The 20,562-nt window shown below is 61.7% G+C and carries 9 protein-coding genes; 4 read left to right on the forward strand and 5 right to left on the reverse strand.

Annotated features, from left to right (window positions below; translation table 11 throughout):
- The first annotated feature begins 162 nt into the window (after nucleotides 1-162).
- The 3 genes from ACRQ1B_RS19940 to ACRQ1B_RS19950 all read left to right on the forward strand — a co-directional run bounded on the left by ACRQ1B_RS19940 (nucleotide 163) and on the right by ACRQ1B_RS19950 (nucleotide 11,931).
- Nucleotides 163-8,373 carry a BapA/Bap/LapF family prefix-like domain-containing protein gene (locus ACRQ1B_RS19940; RefSeq protein WP_432295746.1) on the forward strand — a complete coding sequence of 2,737 codons (8,211 nt, stop codon included), beginning with the start codon at nucleotides 163-165 and terminating at the stop codon, nucleotides 8,371-8,373.
- 70 nt (nucleotides 8,374-8,443) lie between these two features.
- Nucleotides 8,444-10,735 carry a type I secretion system permease/ATPase gene (locus ACRQ1B_RS19945; RefSeq protein WP_432295747.1) on the forward strand — a complete coding sequence of 764 codons (2,292 nt, stop codon included), beginning with the start codon at nucleotides 8,444-8,446 and terminating at the stop codon, nucleotides 10,733-10,735.
- A complete protein-coding gene (locus tag ACRQ1B_RS19950) occupies nucleotides 10,735-11,931 on the forward strand; it encodes a beta-barrel domain-containing protein (RefSeq protein WP_432295748.1) in 1,197 nt (398 codons plus the stop codon). Before ACRQ1B_RS19945 ends, ACRQ1B_RS19950 begins: the two co-directional genes overlap by 1 nt.
- Before the next feature lie 274 nt (nucleotides 11,932-12,205).
- On the opposite strand, the gene ACRQ1B_RS19955 is transcribed toward ACRQ1B_RS19950, so the two are convergent.
- Nucleotides 12,206-13,396, reverse strand: coding sequence for an ABC transporter substrate-binding protein (locus ACRQ1B_RS19955; RefSeq protein ID WP_432295749.1), 1,191 nt, complete (start codon nucleotides 13,394-13,396; stop codon nucleotides 12,206-12,208).
- A 289-nt stretch (nucleotides 13,397-13,685) separates the two neighbouring features.
- Here ACRQ1B_RS19955 and ACRQ1B_RS19960 point away from each other — a divergent pair, with 289 nt between their 5' ends.
- Nucleotides 13,686-14,555: a transglutaminase-like cysteine peptidase gene (locus ACRQ1B_RS19960; RefSeq protein WP_432295750.1), complete on the forward strand. Its 870-nt coding sequence runs from the start codon at nucleotides 13,686-13,688 to the stop codon at nucleotides 14,553-14,555.
- Between the two features lie 75 nt (nucleotides 14,556-14,630).
- Here the strand turns inward: ACRQ1B_RS19960 and ACRQ1B_RS19965 are convergent, their stop codons facing one another.
- The 4 genes from ACRQ1B_RS19965 to ACRQ1B_RS19980 are packed head-to-tail and all read right to left on the reverse strand — an operon-like array spanning nucleotide 14,631 to nucleotide 20,126.
- Nucleotides 14,631-15,290 (reverse strand): ribbon-helix-helix domain-containing protein, encoded by a 660-nt coding sequence (locus tag ACRQ1B_RS19965; protein WP_432295751.1) that lies wholly within the window; start codon nucleotides 15,288-15,290, stop codon nucleotides 14,631-14,633.
- A 10-nt stretch (nucleotides 15,291-15,300) separates the two neighbouring features.
- Entirely contained in the window at nucleotides 15,301-16,593 is a 1,293-nt protein-coding gene (locus tag ACRQ1B_RS19970) for an HlyD family type I secretion periplasmic adaptor subunit (protein WP_432295752.1), read from the reverse strand.
- Nucleotides 16,590-18,746 (reverse strand): type I secretion system permease/ATPase, encoded by a 2,157-nt coding sequence (locus ACRQ1B_RS19975; RefSeq protein ID WP_432295753.1) that lies wholly within the window; start codon nucleotides 18,744-18,746, stop codon nucleotides 16,590-16,592. The genes ACRQ1B_RS19970 and ACRQ1B_RS19975 overlap by 4 nt, the downstream gene beginning before the upstream one ends.
- Nucleotides 18,747-18,764: 18 nt before the next feature.
- Nucleotides 18,765-20,126 (reverse strand): TolC family outer membrane protein, encoded by a 1,362-nt coding sequence (locus ACRQ1B_RS19980; protein WP_432295810.1) that lies wholly within the window; start codon nucleotides 20,124-20,126, stop codon nucleotides 18,765-18,767.
- Nucleotides 20,127-20,562 lie beyond the last annotated feature (436 nt).

Below are 20,562 nucleotides of genomic sequence, written 5' to 3' on the forward strand. Positions count from 1 at the left end.
CGCACATGCTCCACAACGGGACTTGGCAATTTTCGGGTCTGGGCGGGGCTCGCATCAACGTGTGTCGCGGCCAGGTTTTCGGCGGAAATCCGAGACCTCCACAGCATGCCGGACTGAATGTCCGGGTTACTTCAAATTAGTTATCCGAGGGAGCAGATAACGATGGTGGCGATTATTTCTGACAAGGCAACCGGTGCAACCACCAGAGTTGCAGATTCGAACATCGTTGTTAGCCGCCCCAGCACAGTCACCTTGGAACTGTCTCCAGACGACATCGCCTCGATGCGACGCACGGGCAGCGACCTCGTGATCAATCTCGAAAACGGCGGCCAGATCCGTATCCAGGGCTTTTACACGGGCGGCGGTGCGGATCGCAGCGATCTCGTCCTCGAAGATTCGAACGGAAAACTCTGGACCGGTGAATATACAGACGCGCTCGCCGACTTTCAGTTCGAGGAAGGCGGCGCCGTCGACCAGCTTGTCGGCGGAGGCGCTGGTGGCGGCCTGTCCGGTCTTGGAATCGCTCTGCCTCTGGCACTGGCTGGAGGAGCGCTGGCGCTGGGAGTCGGCGGCGGAGGTGGCGGCGATGATGATGATTCTGACGCCGATGCTGACTCGGATGCAGACGCAGACGCAGACGCGGATGCCGATGCAGACGCCGATGCGGATGCCGATGCCGATGCAGACGCCGATGCAGACGCGGATGCGGATGCGGATGCAGATGCAGATGCAGATGCAGATGCGGACACGGAAGCACCAGGCGCACCGACACTTGTCATAGGCAATGGCGATGACGTCATCAACGCACAGGAAGTCCGCGATGGCCTCGTTACGGTCACGGTCAACCTCGTCGGCACGGGCGCTTTGGCTGGCGACACGCTCACCGTCAACGGGACAACGATCACCCTGACCGACGCACAGATTGCGGCCGGACTGGTCGAAATATCGCTTCCCGCTCCGGTCGATGGCGGTACGCTCACGGTCACCGCCTCGCTGACCGATGCGGCTGGCAACACATCGCCGGGCACGACCCTGACATCATCGGTGGACACGAGTGCGCCGGGTGCTGCGGCCATCACGATCGGCAATGGCGATGGCTTGCTTGGCGCTGCCGATGTGGCGGGCGGCGTTGCCGTCTCCATCAATCTGGCAGGTACCGGCGCTGTTGCCGGTGACACGCTGACCATCAACGGCACACCGATCGTGCTGACCGCGGCGCAGATTGCCGCCGGCGTGGCGACAACGACTCTGCCCGCACCAGCCGATGGCGAAACATTGACGGTCACGGCATCCATTACCGATGCGGCCGGCAACACGTCGGCTGTCTCGACCGCCTCCGCGCTCGTGGATACAACCGCGCCAGGCTTGCCCGGTATCGTGCTGGGCGATGGCGACGGCACCATCACTGCCGGTGAACTGAATGGTGGCTCGGTTCCTGTTTCGGTCAGCATCGCCGGCACGGGTGCCGTGGCTGGCGACACACTCACGGTCAATGGCGTGGTCGTTGTGCTGACGGCGGCGCAGATTGCAGCGGGTGTTGTCCAGACCGCCGTTCCGGTTCCTGCAGACGGCGCCACTTTGACTGTCACCGCATCGCTTGCGGACGCAGCCGGCAACACCTCGCCGGCGGCGACGGTGAGCGCACTCGTCGATACGGATCTTCTTGGCGCGCCTGTGATCACGCTTGGCAATGGCGACGGCTTCATCAACGCCGCCGAAGGTGGTGGCGGCACGGTGCCGGTCTCCGTCAGCCTGGCAGGAACAGGCGCCGTTGCCGGTGACACGCTGACCGTCAATGGTACGCCGATCGTGCTTGATGCGTCCCAGATTGCTGCCGGTATCGTTGCAACAACGGTACCGACGCCCCCCGATGGTGCAACCTTGACCGTGACGGTTTCGCTGGCCAATAGCGGCGGCATCAACTCACCGATCGTAACCGCGACCGCCGTCGTTGATACGATCGCTCCCGGCCTGCCGACCGTCACCCTCGGTGATGGCATCGGCCCGCTCAATGCAAGCGAAGTCGCAGGCGGCACGGTCAACGTCTCGGTCAGTCTGGCGGGCACTGGCGCCCAGCCCGGCGACACGCTGACCGTCAACGGCACACCGATCGTGCTGACCGCCGCACAGATCACCGCAGGCGTCGCCACCACCACGGTAACGGCACCCGGAAACGGCCTCACCCTGACGGTGACGGCGAGCCTGACCGATCCGGCCGGCAACACCTCGCCCGTCGCAACCGCAACCGCAGTCGTCGATACCACCGCTCCCGGCCTGCCGACCGTCACCCTCGGGGATGGCGTCGGCCCGCTGAATGCAAGCGAAGTCGCAGGTGGCACGGTCAATGTCTCGGTCAGCCTGACCGGTACCGGCGCGGCTCCCGGCGACACGCTGACCGTCAATGGCACACCGATCGTGCTCACCGCTGCACAGATCACCGCAGGCGTCGCCACCACCACCGTTCCGGCTCCGGCCGACGGCGCCACCCTGACGGTGACGACAACCCTCACGGATGCCGCCGGCAACACCTCGCCGCCGGCCACCGTCAGCGCCCTCGTCGATGCCACCGCACCCGGCGTACCGACAGTAACGGTCGGCGACGGCATCGGCCCGATCGGTCCCGGCGAGATCACCGGCAACACCGTTCCGGTCACGGTCAACCTCACCGGAACCGGTGCGCTGGCCGGCGATACGCTCATCGTCAACGGCACTGCGACAATCCTGACAGCCGGACAGGTCGCGACAGGCACGGTTACGGTACCGGTACAGCTGCCGGCGGGCGGCGCACCCCTCGATGTGACCGTGACGCTCACCGATGTCGCCGGCAATATCTCGACCCCGATCACCGTCACGGTGCCGGTCGACACAACCGCACCGACCGCGCCGGGCGTCACCATTGGTGACGGCAATGGCACGATCGTCGTCGGCGAACTCGTCGGCGGCGCCGTGCCCGTCTCGGTCAGCATCGCCGGAACCGGCGCTGTTGCCGGCGACACCCTGACCGTCAACGGCACACCAATCGTCCTCACCGCCGCCCAGATCACGGCCGGCGTAGTGGCAATAACGCTGCCGACCCCGGCCGACGGCCAGACCCTCACCGTCACGGCAACCCTGACCGACCTGGCCGGCAACAGCTCGTCCGCGACCACGGTCTCGGCGGTGGTCGATGCCGACCTTCTCGCCGCGCCGACAATCACGATTGGTGATGGCGACGGCTTCATCAATGCTGTCGAAGCAACCGGAAACACCGTTCCCGTCTCGATCTCCCTGGCCGGAACCGGTGCCGTCGCCGGTGACACCCTCACCGTCAATGGTACGACCAGCATCCTCACCCAGGCACAGATCACGGCCGGCGTGGTGAACACGACCGTGCCGGCCCCTGCCAATGGCGCAACCTTGACCGTGACCGCATCCCTGACCGACAGCGCCAACATCAGCTCGCCGGTCGTCACCGCCACGGCCGTGGCGGACTTTACCGCCCCCACCGCCCCCGCCATCAGCATCGGCGATGGCAATGCCTTTATCGTTGCCGGCGAGATAACCAACGGACAGGTGACCGTTTCGCTCAGCCTTGCCGGCACCGGCGCGGCTGTCGGTGACACGCTGACCGTCAACGGTACCGTCATCACCCTCACCCAGGCCCAGATCACGGCCGGCGTGGTGACGACGGCACTGTCGGCCCCTGTCAACGGCCAGGCACTGTCGGTCACGGCCTCCATCGCCGACATTGCCGGCAACAGCTCACCGATCGCCAACGCTTCCGCAATCGTCGACACCAGCGCACCCGGACTGCCGGTGGTGACGCTCGGCAATGGCGATGGCGTGCTCGGACCGAGTGAAGTCGCCGGCAACACCGTGCCTGTCTCGGTCAGCCTTGCCGGAACCAACGCCGTGGCCGGTAACACGCTGACCGTCAACGGCACTGCCATCGTCCTCACACAGGCCCAGATCACCGCCGGTGTTGCGACGACAACCGTGCCCGCACCCGGCAATGGCGCGACCCTGACCGTCACCGCATCGCTCACCGATGCGGCCGGCAACACCTCCCCCACCGCCACCGCGACGGCCGTCGTCGACCTCACCGCACCCGGAGCGGTCACCGTCACGCTCGGCAATGGCGACGGCTTCATCAATGCCGCAGAAGGAGCCGGCGGCACCGTGGCGGTCTCCGTCAGCCTGGCAGGAACCAACGCCGTGGCCGGCGACACCCTGACCGTCAACGGTACCGCCATCGTCCTTACCGCCGCTCAGATCGCTGCCGGCGTTGTCGCAACAACCGTTCCAACACCGGCAAGCGGCGCAACCCTCTCCGTCACGGCCGCAATCACCGATATCGCCGGAAATACCGCAAATCCAACAACCGTAACCGCACTCGTCGATACAATCGTGCCCGGTCTTCCGGGTTTGAGCCTTGGCAATGGCGACGGGCTTCTCAGTACCGCCGAAGTGGCCGGTGGGGTCAACGTCTCGGTCAATCTGGCGGGCACTGGCGCCCAGCCCGGCGACACGCTGACCGTCAACGGCACACCGATCGTGCTGACCGCCGCACAGATCACCGCAGGCGTCGCCACCACCACGGTAACGGCACCCGGAAACGGCCTCACCCTGACGGTGACGGCGAGCCTGACCGATCCGGCCGGCAACACCTCGCCCGTCGCAACCGCAACCGCAGTCGTCGATACCACCGCTCCCGGCCTGCCGACCGTCACCCTCGGGGATGGCGTCGGCCCGCTGAATGCAAGCGAAGTCGCAGGTGGCACGGTCAATGTCTCGGTCAGCCTGACCGGTACCGGCGCGGCTCCCGGCGACACGCTGACCGTCAATGGCACACCGATCGTGCTCACCGCTGCACAGATCACCGCAGGCGTCGCCACCACCACCGTTCCGGCTCCGGCCGACGGCGCCACCCTGACGGTGACGACAACCCTCACGGATGCCGCCGGCAACACCTCGCCGCCGGCCACCGTCAGCGCCCTCGTCGATGCCACCGCACCCGGCGTACCGACAGTAACGGTCGGCGACGGCATCGGCCCGATCGGTCCCGGCGAGATCACCGGCAACACCGTTCCGGTCACGGTCAACCTCACCGGAACCGGTGCGCTGGCCGGCGATACGCTCATCGTCAACGGCACTGCGACAATCCTGACAGCCGGACAGGTCGCGACAGGCACGGTTACGGTACCGGTACAGCTGCCGGCGGGCGGCGCACCCCTCGATGTGACCGTGACGCTCACCGATGTCGCCGGCAATATCTCGACCCCGATCACCGTCACGGTGCCGGTCGACACAACCGCACCGACCGCGCCGGGCGTCACCATTGGTGACGGCAATGGCACGATCGTCGTCGGCGAACTCGTCGGCGGCGCCGTGCCCGTCTCGGTCAGCATCGCCGGAACCGGCGCAGTTGCCGGCGACACCCTGACCGTCAACGGCACACCAATCGTCCTCACCGCCGCCCAGATCACGGCCGGCGTAGTGGCAATAACGCTGCCGACCCCGGCCGACGGCCAGACCCTCACCGTCACGGCAACCCTTACCGACCTGGCCGGCAACAGCTCGTCCGCGACCACGGTCTCGGCGGTGGTCGATACCGACCTTCTCGCCGCGCCGACAATCACGATTGGTGATGGCGACGGCTTCATCAATGCTGTCGAAGCAACCGGAAACACCGTTCCCGTCTCGATCTCCCTGGCCGGAACCGGTGCCGTCGCCGGTGACACCCTCACCGTCAATGGTACGACCAGCATCCTCACCCAGGCACAGATCACGGCCGGCGTGGTGAACACGACCGTGCCGGCCCCTGCCAATGGCGCAACCTTGACCGTGACCGCATCCCTGACCGACAGCGCCAACATCAGCTCGCCGGTCGTCACCGCCACGGCCGTGGCGGACTTTACCGCCCCCACCGCCCCCGCCATCAGCATCGGCGATGGCAATGCCTTTATCGTTGCCGGCGAGATAACCAACGGACAGGTGACCGTTTCGCTCAGCCTTGCCGGCACCGGCGCGGCTGTCGGTGACACGCTGACCGTCAACGGTACCGTCATCACCCTCACCCAGGCCCAGATCACGGCCGGCGTGGTGACGACGGCACTGTCGGCCCCTGTCAACGGCCAGGCACTGTCGGTCACGGCCTCCATCGCCGACATTGCCGGCAACAGCTCACCGATCGCCAACGCTTCCGCAATCGTCGACACCAGCGCACCCGGACTGCCGGTGGTGACGCTCGGCAATGGCGATGGCGTGCTCGGACCGAGTGAAGTCGCCGGCAACACCGTGCCTGTCTCGGTCAGCCTTGCCGGAACCAACGCCGTGGCCGGTAACACGCTGACCGTCAACGGCACTGCCATCGTCCTCACACAGGCCCAGATCACCGCCGGTGTTGCGACGACAACCGTGCCCGCACCCGGCAATGGCGCGACCCTGACCGTCACCGCATCGCTCACCGATGCGGCCGGCAACACCTCCCCCACCGCCACCGCGACGGCCGTCGTCGACCTCACCGCACCCGGAGCGGTCACCGTCACGCTCGGCAATGGCGACGGCTTCATCAATGCCGCAGAAGGAGCCGGCGGCACCGTGGCGGTCTCCGTCAGCCTGGCAGGAACCAACGCCGTGGCCGGCGACACCCTGACCGTCAACGGTACCGCCATCGTCCTTACCGCCGCTCAGATCGCTGCCGGCGTTGTCGCAACAACCGTTCCAACACCGGCAAGCGGCGCAACCCTCTCCGTCACGGCCGCAATCACCGATATCGCCGGAAATACCGCAAATCCAACAACCGTAACCGCACTCGTCGATACAATCGTGCCGACTGTCCCGGTCGTCGCCTTCGAAAACGATACGGGCACGATCGGCGATGGCATCAGCACGGATGGCACCATCCTGGTCAGCGGCATCGAGCCTGGCGCGACCTGGCAATACAGCACAAATGGCGGGTTGAGCTGGACCACCGGAAGTGGCACCGGTTTCGAACTCGGGGTTGGCACATTCAACGTCCAGGTCCGGCAGACGGACGCCGCCGGCAACACCGCCACACGGAACCTCGGTCCCGTGCGCATATTCAATCTCGACGCTATCAATGACGCGGCGACATTGAACCTGACTGTGACGCCGGTCACAACCGCACAACCGCAACAGACAGGCCAGGCGACATCCGTCTTGAGCCTGGGGCTTCTGGCAGGAACGGTTGACGTCTCGCTCTTGGCGGGGCAGACCGCATTGCAGTTCAATGTCGCGCAAAATACGACGCAGCAGGTCAGCATCAGCGGCGGTGGCAATGCGCTTCTTTCGCTGTCACTGATCGGCGACAATGACTACGATCTGTATGTCTACAGGGCAGATACCGGATCGTCTCAGGCCCAGCTTGTGTATCAGTTGCCCAACTGGCTCGATTATAGCCCCGGCCTTCTTGGGCTCCTGTCCAGCTGGTCGGGTCCGTCTGTGGCACTTCCGCAATTTCAGGGCGGGGGCACGTATTATGTCGTGCTCGGAAATTCCGGCGCCGTGCTCAACCTGTCGGCGCTCGCCAACATCACGGTCCAGACGACGGCGAATACGATCACCGACTACCGTGATGTGACCGGTTCCTTGACCGGCAATGTCCTCACCGGCGACGTCACGGTTGCCGGGACCATTGTCGCCAGTGTCGATCAGACGCCGATTTCGGCGACCAGCACGGTAATCGATGGGGATTACGGTACCCTGACCATCAACCGGAACGGCAGCTATACCTATGTTCCCGACCGGGTGTTTACGGGTGCCAACGGTGCTCAGGACGTGTTCACATACACGATCGCGTCCCCGGATGGTTCAACCGATACCGCCACCTTGACGGTTACGCTGGGCTATCCTGGCGGTCCGCAGGCAACATTCGCCATGGCCGCAGAGCAGGGGTTTGCCGATGACGACCTGATTTCGCTGTCGCTATTGGCCGATCCGACAGAAACCGGTGATCCGGCAAACAATGGTGTGGATCTCGATCTGGGCCTCGGCCTCAACCTCGGTGAGGATCAGCAGATCCTGTCCGCGGACCTCAACACCGCCGATGACCTGACAATCGATGACAATGACCCTTCGAACATCGACCTCAATCTCGACCTGGGCATAGACGGAGATCAGCAGATCGTGTCGGCGGATATCAATGTGGATGATCTGGCGATCGATGACGGTGGACAGGAGATCGATCTGACGGCATTGGCGCAACAGGGAAGCGAGCCCGTGGAGGGATCGTTTGACACCGATGCACCGGACACCGCGAGCCCGGAGCCCGCCCCGATCACCGTTGCCGAAACGGCCGAGGCACCGCCTCCGCTTGATCCGTTTGAACCGATCCATAATCAGGATGAGCTGAACCAGCTGCCCGTTGTCTGACAATTGAACCGGCACACTGTGACGGATCGGGCCTTTCTGTCCTGATCCGTCCATCGAGGAGGAAAACGATATGGTTCAGTCGGTAATCACTGCGAAAATCGGGAGCGGAGAGGTCCCGGCGGATGCGTGGGTCGAAGTCCTTGGACATCTCGCCCAGCGGCTGGGTATTCCTCATTCGAAATTCGCGGCAAGCTACTACGCGATTACCGAGGAAAATGTTGCCCCCATCCAGCGCATAGAACGGCTGGCACGCAGGTTCGGCATCGAGATTCGGGCAGTCGAACCGACAGCGAGTGGCATCAATGCCCGGCGGTTGCCCATGCTCATCCAGTTCCGGGATGGCGCCGTCGCCCTGGTGACTGCAGTGAATGGCGAACGGGCCACGTTGATATACGGCGGCGACAATGGCCAATGGACGACACTCCCGATTGCGGATCTCAAGGATGGCATTGCCTATCTGCTGATTGCGCGCGATGCCCGTGACGGCAAGGATGCCCGCGTCGATCCCTTCACCGCTCGAAACCAGAAGAGCTGGTTCCGGGCTGCCGTATTGCCTGATCTAAGGCCCTATTGGTACGTCCTTCTGGCCACACTTGTCGCCAACAGCTTGTCTTTGGCGGGTGTCATATTCTCGATGCAGGTTTATGACCGCGCGGTGCCGGCCCAATCCTATTCGACGCTCACTGTCCTATTCAGTGGCGTCATCCTCGCCATCGTCTTCGATTTCATCATGAGGCAGGTCCGCACGGGGATCATCGATGTGCTGGGCAAACGCGCTGACATCAAGGTGTCCGATCGCGTGTTCGGTCATGCGCTCGAGGTGAAAAGCCAGGCCCGACCGAAGGCGACCGGCACGTTCATATCGCAGCTGCGCGAACTGGAGCAGGTGCGCGAACTGTTCACATCCACGACCGTCGCGGCCGTCGCCGACATTCCCTTCTTTCTGATCTTTCTGGTGGTCTTCTGGTATATCGGCGGCGCCCTGGCCATCATCCCTGCCGTCGCGCTTTTCCTGATGGTTCTGCCCGGACTGCTTGCACAGCCGAAACTCAAGAGCATGGCGAACCTTGCCATGCGAGAATCGTCGCTGCGCAACGCGATGCTGGTCGAATCCGTCCAGGGCGGGGAGGATATCAAGGCTCTGCAGGCGGAGAAGATATTCCGGCAACGGTGGAACAGCTATAACTCCGCCACTGCAGAGGCCAACATGCGGCTGCGCGCGCTTACCGGCACGCTCTCGAGCTGGTCGCATGCAATCCAGACAGCCGTGTTCGCGGTGATCGTTTTTTGCGGCGCGCCCATGGTGATGGCGGGCGACATGACGACGGGTGCGCTGGTTGCCTGCTCGATCCTCGGCTCTCGAATGATGGCGCCGATGGGACAGGTCACCGGTGTCCTAAGCCGCTACCAGCATGCGAAAATCGGGATGCAGGGTCTGAATTCCATCATGGATCTTCCCACCGACCATCCGCAGGCTGAACGGCGGATCAGCGTCACCGGTCTGGCAGGCCATTACCAGTTCCGGTCCGCGACATTCCATTACGGTCTGCCGGAAGGAAAACCTGCACTGACGTTGGGCAATTTTTCGGTCACCGCTGGCCAGACCGTCGGATTGCTCGGCAAAAACGGCGCCGGCAAATCGACCCTTCTCATGGCTTTGTCGGGCATGATCGAACCGAGCTCGGGCGAGGCATTTGTCGACAATCTCTTGATGTCTCACGTCGATCCCCATGACCTGAGACGTGATATCGGCATCATGACCCAGAACGCGCGGCTGTTTCACGGCACGATCCGGGAAAACGCCATGCTCGGCGCGCCGGATGCGCCGCAGACGGCATTGCTCAACGCACTCGCCATCAGCGGTGCCGATCAGTTCATCCGGCAACTGCCCGACGGCCTCGACCATATCATCGATGAAGGCGGTCGTGGCCTGTCCGGCGGGCAGCAGCAGGCCTTGTTGTTGTCGCGCCTGATCATTCGGGATCCGAACATCATCCTGCTCGACGAACCGACCGCCTCGCTTGATGAGGCAGCGGAGCGTGATTTCATCACGCGGTTCAAGGCATGGAGCAAAGGCAAGACCGTGATCGTCGCCACTCATCGCATGCGGATGCTCGACGTTGTCGAGCGCGCCGTGATGCTGGAGAACGGTCGTGTTGTTCTCGACGCACCGAAATCCGACGTGCTTGCACGACTTCGCGGAACGCCTGTGGCTGCGCCGGCGGCGGCAATCGAGAAAGGCGCGGCATCACCCGCCATCAAAGGCTCAGCGGGCAGGTCGGCCAAACGGGCAAAAGCCCCCTCGGCCAAGCCTCGAGCCCGGAGCAAGAACCAGGTGCGCACCGTGGAGGCGGATATCTGATGGCAGCGATTTTTCAGCAGCCGGAACTTGAAAGCTGGCAGCATGGCGGTGATGACAGCGTCAAGCTGACGCGCGCAAAGCGTGTCGTGCTGGTGCTGACCCTGCTTCTGGCAACCGGCTTGATATGGGCGAACTATGCGGTTCTCGACGAGGTTTCAACGGGCACCGGCAGGGTTGTTCCAATCAGCAAGGAACAGGTCGTGCAATCTCTCGAAGGCGGCATCGTGTCGAAACTCGAAGTGCGCGAAAACCAGATTGTCGAAGCGGGGCAGATGATTGCCCAATTCGACCCCACTATCACCCAGTCCGGCGTTGGAGAGGCGTCGGCGAAATACCGCGCAGCACTCGCAAGCGCTGCACGTCTGATCGCTGAGGTGAACGGTCAACCCCTGTCTTTTCCCAATGAGTTGCAGGACGAGCCAGCCTTGATCGCCAGCGAAACGCAATTATACGAGGCACGTCAACGCAACTTGCAGGAAACGCTCAGCTGGATCGACAAATCCGTCGCCCTTGCCAAAAAGGAACTTGCCGTCAATCAGGATTTGTCGGGCATAGGCGCGGCCAGCACGGTCGAGATCCTGAGGCTGGAGCAGCAACTTGCGCAACTCGAACTCAAGAAAGTGGAGACGAGCGCCCAATATATCGTGCAGGCCCGTGAGGAACTGTCGAAGGCCAATGCCGAAGTCAATTCGTTACGTTCGGTCGTTGCAGGTCGTCGCGACAGCCTCTCGAGATTGACCGTGCGATCACCCGTCCGCGGCATCGTCAAGAATATCGAGGTTTCGACGATCGGCGGCGTCGTGCCGCCAAACGGCAAGCTCATGGACATCATTCCGTTGGGCGACCAGTTGCTGGTCGAAGCAAGGATCTCGCCACGCGATATTGCCTTCATTCATCCCGATCAGCGCGCGACGGTCAAGATAACGGCCTATGACTATTCGATTTACGGGGCTCTCGAAGGCAAGGTCATCGCCATTTCGCCGGACACGATCCAGGATGAGGTCGATCCGGAAGTGTATTATTACCGCGTCTTCGTCCAGACCGACAGCGACGCCCTGATCGGCAAAGCCGGTCAGCGCAATCCGATCGCGCCCGGCATGATTGCGACGGTCGATATCGACACAGGCGAGAAGACCGTGCTCGACTATCTGATCAAACCATTCAACAAGGCTGGCGAAGCGCTGCGTGAAAGATGAGGATGGGAAGCAGGTTTCCCGTACAGACCCAGCGCGATTTTGATCGTGCTTGTCGCCGGCTGGTAGGATGAGGCCCGAGATGCTGGTCAGAGCCTCGGCATGATCTCCATCGAGACTGCTTCCGGCGAGATCGACATGAAGAACCAAAAGGGAAGCGGCTGGGCGGATATGCCGAGCCGTTTCAAGGCCTTTCGTTTCGGCGGACCACATCACTCTGCGTTCTGTTCAGGACGTCACGATACCGTAATCCAACCACGACACACGTCATGCAATCTCAAAAACTTTCGGAGCCCGCCTCGAGAGAAACCAGTCGCCGCCCCTCAATCTTGTAAACACCCAGTCGGCGTTCGATTGTACCGGTCGCCGTCAACCGGAAAAGGCCTGTGACGCCACGAAAGCCGGTCTTGCTGGTAAGGGCTTCAGGTGTGATGACCGCGGAGCCGCCGCTCCTGACGATGCCGGCCGTCATTGCAATACTGTCATACCCCAGTGCCGCGTGGATGGAGAACGGTCGCTTGTTGGCGGCCTCGTATCGCGCGCCGACAGTATTCATCGCTTCGGGATCCGCCGTTGCGATGATGGCGTTGGCTGCAGCCGGATCGGCATAGATACTCGTCGGCCAATGGCTGGTCCCGACGATTTGTAATGTGGCAGATGTCGCTCGCAGGGTTTTGAGAACAGACCCAATTACAGCGCCATCGCCCGTCACCACGGCCGCGTTGGCGGCGTCGATCATCGGCTTGCTTCGTACCAAGGCCTCGGAAACCGAGCCTGCATCGTAACGGATCACCCCTGTCACCGAACCACCGGCCTGAGCGATGGACGTCCTCAGGCTCGTTTCTTCCGACGCGCCGAGACCGGTTGGCGCCAGCACGACGATCGTCTTCTGACCGGCGCCGATGACCCGCCGCGCTCCTCTCGCCGCGCTGGCGATCTCGTCGAAACCGAAATTGAAGGTTTTAGGCCCCGAAACCGGCATGCCGAGATTGATCAGCGGCGGTCGCAGATCCGGTGCTGTCGCGGCAATAGCCGCCGTCGTAGCCTGCGGCGCAAAGGCGACAAGCAGGCCGGAACTGCGGCTGTTGGCGGCTGAAATCATGCCGGTGACAGCAGATGCGCCGGCCGCCACATCCACCACTTTGATCTTCATCGAGCCGGCTTCGTCCAGTTCGCGGATGGCGAGCGCGGCACCGTCGCGGATGTCTTTTGCGGCGCCCTCGTAATAGCCGCTTTGCGCTTTTGTCAGCGCCAGGGTGATCTCGATCGAACCTCGACCAAACGTCTCCTCCACCGTGGTCGGCGGGGGTTTCAATGCCTTGTCATTGGCCATGCGGGCACCGATGGTTTCGGTCTCGCAGGATGTCAGCGCGATCGCCACACCGACCAGCAGAACGGCGCTTCGCAACGACGGAAGGGGGATAGGAATAGAAAGGGACGGATTGAAAGCGCAAACCGCGCCGGACATGAAAACGGGTCGTCTGCGGAGCGGCATCTGTAGGACTTTCAACTGCAACTCACACATGTTAGCGCATGTAAAAGGGCTTAACAAGCGACAATAGAATTGCGAAAATTTTATGCAATTTCTCTCAATAATATTACATCCTTAGTATACACGTTCACCAACGAGAAATTCAGAGCCGATTGCTAGTCTTCTTCCAACAGGAGAGACAACAATGGCTCACAACAACAAGAATAAAATAGCCTTTATTGCCTTTGCGATGATGTCCACTTTCATGGCGTCGCACGCAAGCGCAATGATCTTGCAAGCAACGTCAAAACCCTCGTCTGCAGCCACGTTTCTGGCGCAGGGTGCCATGACCTACTTTCCGCAAGCGCTTCCGGTTATTGCATCAATGACCCGGCTGACTGCCGATTTTGCGGCCACCATTACCGCACGAAACACCGCCCCCGCAGGATCTGCCATTGAACCAGCGGAAACATTGGCTGTTATGCAGGTCTCCATCAAGCCTTCAAACGTTCCGACTGAGCCCCGCAACGGCCCGGCCGCCGCCGCATTCGATACCGTCGCGGTCCCGTTCAAACGCCTGTCGGCGCTAAGAAAGCTTGCTCCCTCGCTTGCCGAAATGGACAAAGGCGCTGCCATCGTCTGCCGCGGCAAGACCTGCGCGCCCGCGGTCACCCTCATCAAGCAGGCAGGCAATGAACAAGCTTCGTTGCGCGACAAACTCAACGCCGTCAACGCCGCCGTCAACAAGGCCATCACCTATCGTTCCGACATGGAAACAAACGGTGTTACAGATCATTGGGCGACACCGAGCGAAACGCTTGCCCGCGGCCAAGGCGATTGCGAGGACTTTGCCATCCTGAAAATGGCCGCTCTGCGCGCGGAAGGGTTCGATCCGGCAGCGATGAGCATCATCGCCCTGTTCGACCAAAAGCGCCGCCTTTACCACGCCGTCCTGTCTGTCGAAGTGTCCGGCCGCCACTTCATCCTCGACAATGTCCGCAATCAGGTCCTCCAGGATACCCAGCTTCCCGACTATGTCGCGCTTTACTCGATCCGCGACGGCAAGGGTTTTCTGCACGGCTCGCAACGCCAGAAGCAGATTGCCAGCGCCATCACATCCATGGAAAAGATCGCGCCGGGCGCGGGCGTGAACTGACAGGCACCAAACAACAAGGAAAAGGCGAGGCGGATGATCACCGCCTCGCCTTTTCTCATGCCAAAATCAAAAAAATCAGAACCGCGAGATATAGCCGATCAACATCGGCTTTTCATGCGCCGGCGCCAGCGCCAGGTTGATCTGGCCGACAATGCTCTGCTTGCCACAGGAGATGGAAAAGCCGGTATTCAGCGTCTTGCCGCGTTTGGCCTGCAGGGTTTCCATTGCGTCATCGACCTGCGTATCGACGGAAAATTTCAAGGTTTTCATCAGTTGCGCGTATTCGTCGACGACCAGCCGCTGCCGCAGCATCGTCAGAAACGCCTCGTTGAACAGGTGGATGCGCTTGTCGCGGGTCAGAACCACGGTCGGTGACGGCGAGGCCTGCACCAGGGCATTGAGATTGTCCATCGACGACACCTCTTCCACCGAAGCCAACCGGCCAAGCGCCCATTTCAGGCTCATGACCCGAAGGAGCGAGGTGAGATTGCCGGGTTGCGGCAATTGTTCGGCGGTATAATCCACCAGATCACCGGTCGTCACCCTTCCGGCCGCCGACATCCGGCTCAGGCCTTCCCAGTAGATCTGCTCCAGCCGAATACCACGCCGCTCGCCATTGCGGGCGACAACAGCGCGAAAACGCGGCTCAACCTCGGCCTGATCGATGATCGGCAACGCCTCGCCGGCGGGCGACAGGGCGGGATCGAGCGGCGGAATAAGACTACCGGACTTCATGCATCCTCCCTCACCTCTCGCTCAGCGCTTCGGAGCGCGCGCGGTTGATCGGCTTCATCAGGTAGCTCAGCACGGTCTTGCGGCCGGTCATGATTTCGGCGGACGCGATCATGCCCGGAATGATCGGGTAGGATTTGCCGTTGCGCTGCAGTTCGGAACTGTCGGTCTTCACCTGCACGACGTAATAGGTCTCACCCTTTTCCTTTTCGATGATGCTGTCGGCGGAGACATTGGTGACCTCCCCTTCCAGCCCGCCGAAAATGGCAAAATCATAGGCGGTGATCTTGACGATAGCCTTCTGCCCTCGGCGCACGAAGGCGACATCGCGCGGCGAAATGCGCGCCTCGATCAGCAGCGTATCGGCAGTCGGAACGATGCCGGCGATCACCCGGCCGGGATCGACATAGGCACCGATCGTATTCACCTCGAGCGTGTTGACGATGCCATCGACTGGCGAGCGGATATCGGTGCGTTTGACGCGATCGGATGCGCCACGGATGGTCTCGTCGATCACCGACTGTTCGGCCAACGCCTGCGCCTTTTCGGTCAGCGCCTGCTGGCGCAGCGCCAGCGAAATCTCGCTCACCTGCAGCCGCGCTTCCTCGATCGCGCCGCGCAAGCGGTCCATGCTCTCGCGATAGACTTTCAGCTGGCCTTCCTGATCGGTCAGCTGGCTTTCCACCTGTAGAAGCTGCGTCTGCGCCACCAGACCCTTCTTGGCGAGCGGCCCGTACAGATCGTGCTGGCGGTTGGAAGCGGCGATGTTCTGCACCAGACGATCGATATTGGCATTCGCCTCGCTCATCTCGTTCTGGCGCTGCTTCATGCGCTCCTGCAACACGCCGAGCTTGTTTTCATAAGCCGCCTTGTTGGCCGCAAACAGCCGCGTCTCGTTTTCGCAGACACTCTGCGCCACTGCCATCACATCGGCAGGGCATTTGTAATCGTGGCTGTAATCACCTTTTTCCTCGAGTACGAGGCGGTTGATCTTGGCGCCCAGCGCCCGCGCCTTGGCCACCACCTCGCCCAGCGTCGATTCCGTCGTCGTGTTGTTGAGCTGCACGATCAGATCGCCCTTGCGAACGATCTGGCCCAGTTTGACGGCGATATCCTGCACGATGCCGGCTTCCGAGGACTGCACGATCTGCGTTTTCGACACCGGAATGACCTTGCCGTCGCCACGAGCGATCTCGTCGATCTCGGCAAAGGCCGCCCACAGGACGAATGTGATGATGCAGGCGCCGACCAGCAGAACCAGAATGCGCGCGAAAAACGGCGGGTTGTCGTGCACGGCACCGCTCATTGCACCGCCCCCTTGCGCTGCATGGCGGCAATCACCGATGCCTTGGGGCCATCCGCCACGATGCGGCCCTTGTCGACCACGACGAGACGATCGACCAGATCGAGCATGCTGAAGCGGTGGGTGGCGATGATCAGCGTCGTATCCCGGCTGAAGGCGTCGGACAGTTTTGTCAGCAGATGCCGCTCGCTGGCCAGATCCATCGCCCCCGACGGCTCATCCAGGAACACGATTTTTGGCTTGGTCAGCAGCAGGCGGGCAATTGTCAGCGCCTGTTTCTGGCCGCTCGACAGATTGCTGCCGCGCTCGCCGACCGGCATGTCGAAACCGCGCGGATGGTTGGCGACGAATTCCTCGACGCCGGTCATCTTGGCGACTTCGAGCAGCTCGTCATCGGTTGCATCCGGCCGACCGATCAGCAGATTTTCCTTCACCGTGCCGGAGAAAAGATCCGACGACTGGCCGGCAACGGCAACGGCCGCGCGCACCTCCGCCATGTGATACTGGCGGATATCGACACCATCGATCAGCACCCGGCCTTCGGACGGCAGGTAAAGACCATCCAGCAGACGCCCGAGCGTAGTCTTGCCCGACCCGATACGGCCGATAATGCCAACCCTCTCGCCCGGCGCCACCGTAATCGACATCTTGTTGATCACACCATAATCCGAACCCGGATAGGCGAACGACACGTCCTGGAAGGAAAAACCGCCATGCTTGATCTGGCGGTTGACGAAACCGACCGTCGAGGGCCGATCCTCGGGCTGCTCCATCACCTTGTCGAGAATCCGCAGCGACATCATCGCCTGGCGGAAACGCGCCAACGCCATGGCGATCTGCCCGAGCGGCGCACCGGCGCGGCTCGACAGCATCACGGTCGCGATGATCGCGCCCATGGCCAGCCGCCCCTCGGAAAACTCGTAGGTGCCGGCGATAACGATCAGCACCGCCACCATCTGTTGCACGAAGGCGGTATAGTTCACCGCGTTCGAGGAGACGTGCTTGATATCCTCGCTGGTGCGGCTGGAAAGCTTCATCAGCTCCTGCCAGCGGCGCAGCATGCCGGCTTCGGCGCGCAGGCTCTTGACCGTCTCGATGGTCGAGATCGTCTCGATCAGCAGCGCCTGACGCCGCGACGCCTCGTTGGTGGCCGCCGCCATCTTCTGGCCGATCTTTGCCTGCGCATGCAGGCCGATCAGCACGGAGAGCAGAAGCGCCACCGCCGGAATGACCACCAGCCAGCCGGCAATCAGATAGATGACGATCAGAAAAATGAACACGAAGGCCGTGTCGATCATCAGGCCGACGGTGTTGGACGTGAAGAACTCGCGTACGAATTCGTATTGCGTCACCCGGTTGGCATATTCGCCGGTCGAAAGCGGCCGCGATGCCATGGTCGAATTCAGCACCTTGTCGAAAATCATCTGCGACAGACGAAGATCAGCATTGCGGCCCGCATGGTCGATCAGCGCCGAACGCGCCGTCTTCAGAAGAAGATCGAAAGTATAGGCAAGCGTTATACCGGCGGCGAGCACCCACAACGTCGGAAACGCCTTGTTGGGCAGAACCCGGTCATAGACATTCATGGTGAAAAGCGGCGATGCCAGCGCAATCACGTTGATGAAGAAGGCCGCCATGATGACGCGCAGATAGGTGCGCCAGTAGGGCACCAGCGCCCTGAGCAGCCAGTGGCGCCGCTCGATTTCGCCCGCTGTGCCAACAAGGCTGTCTTCAGATGCGTTCTGATAGAACAGCGTGAAGGCATAACCGAATTTCGGCCGGAGCGCTGCAATGTCCTGAAGGCTGAGCACCGTCTGCGGTCCGGCATTGGCCGCCACATCCGTCACATAGTGACCGGCGTCGTTGACCTCCAGCAACGGCAGCACGCCGCCGTCTTCGAACACGAGGATGGCGGGACAATCGAAATTGCCCTCGCGGCATTCGCGCTCGCCATGGCGCATGACCTCAAGCCCGATGCGATGCGCCAGATGCTCGACATCGTCGGCCTCCAGAGATTCGACGATCTCGTCGGGAATACCGGAATAGAGCACGACATCCGAGGCTGGGCGACCGTAGAAGATCGCCACGGAGCGAAACGCCGCCTTGAAGGTCTTCAACTCCACCGTATCTGATGTGTCGACCTTGACGTTGAGCATTTTTCTGGCCGATCGGCTTTAGCGGACCGGCGCCAGAAGATCCATCGGCATGCCGGCCTTCTGACGGGATTCGATCTTGGCATAACCGGGATCAACCGGCGCGCCGCCCTGAACCCTGAACTCGGAACGGGCATAGGCCTCGACCTGCTTGACAGGCTTCATGTTCATCGCGGTGAGCAGGCTGCCGGAGGCGGCCAGGATCTTGTATTCGGCAAACAACGAGGCGAAACGCGCGGTCTCCGCAAGGATGCTGGTGTTGAAGCGGGTGTTCTGCGCATCCAGCACGTCGAGCAAGGACCGCTGGTTCACCTTGAACTGCTCGCGATAGGACGACACGAGGCTGGCATTGGTCGACGACTGGCGGCCGAGAATGGCCGAGATTTCGCCCCGGCTCTTGCGCTCGTTCCAGGCGGAACGCACGGACTCTTCCACTTCGCGATGGGCATAGGCCAGCGCATAACGCTGCTCGCTGGCGCGGCGGATCTGCTCCTGCTCACGCGCCTGGTCGATGCCACCGCGATAGAGGTTCCAGCGTGCCACGACGCGCACCTGCACGTCGTTGGTATTGCCGTCATCGCCGTTGATATCGTCACCGACCTGGGCGATGCCCTGCATGTCCACCTTGGGCAGATAGTTGGCGCGCGCGCCGCGCACGCCGGCATCGGCGGCATCCACATCCGCATTGGCAGCATGGACGCCCGGATTGTTGGCCTGTGCGATCAGGATCGCGTCATTGACAGTCTTGGGAATGTAACGGGCCAGCGAGGCCGGCATCTTGACGTTGGCGCCGATCGGCTCGCCCACCGTCTTGAGGAAGCGGATTTTTGTGGCTTCCAGCTCTTCCTGGGCTTCGCGCAGGCGGGCCTTGGCGGCCTCCATGCGTTCGCGGCCCTGCAAGCGGTCTGCATCGGTCAGCGCGCCGCCGCGGATGCTTTCGGAAATATCGCTGACCAGCCCGTTGTGAACCGAAACGTTCTGCTGGGCGATGCCGACGATCTTGGTCTGGAGGATGTATTCGAGATAATCCTGCGTCGCCTGCAGTGCCAGCGATTCCGAACGCTCCAGAACACGGAAGGAAGCACCATCGACGCGTGAGGCCTGCTGCTCCACCTGCGAACGACGGCTGCCGCCATCGAACAGGGTCTGGGTGATCGTCAGGCTGGTATCGGCCGGCGAGTAGACGTCATGGTCACGGGTCAACGTGCCGGTGCTGCTGTTGGACAGGCGACGGCGCCCGGCGCCCGCCTCAAGATCGACCGACGGCAGGTAAAGACCCCGCGCCTGCCGAAGCTCGAACTCAACCGCTTCCCGGTTTTCCACCGCCTGCATGATCTGCGGGTTGGTATTGAGGGTCTTGCCGATCGCCTCTTCGAGAGACATGGCCAAGGAGGGTGAAACGAAAGCAGCCAATATCGCTGCACTTGCACCAAGCGATGCAATTATTCTCTTCTGATGATTCACCGATGTCCCCTGCCCCAAATTCTCATTGAGAAACCTCTTACAGACAGCAAAGATTGAATGGAAGTACTTACCCATAAGATTAGAGGGCTTACGACAACTTGGTAAATTTCAAAAAATCCGCGCCATAACCATTAGATGAAAATCTACATCCATGATTCAAAAGGATATTTTTTATGAAATAGGCAAAACAATTTCATGGAAACTTTTTTTGGTAGAAAAAATCATGATAATTCAATCATAATGTGGCCAATCAACAACAATCCAAAATATATCACAAAATCACATTTACATCGATCAGCAACGTTGCTGACCGATACCCCATACACACATTAGCAACGCTTAAAACGAAAAGAGG

Source organism: Endobacterium panacihumi (genome assembly GCF_050847465.1).
Classification (GTDB): domain Bacteria; phylum Pseudomonadota; class Alphaproteobacteria; order Rhizobiales; family Rhizobiaceae; genus Neorhizobium; species Neorhizobium panacihumi.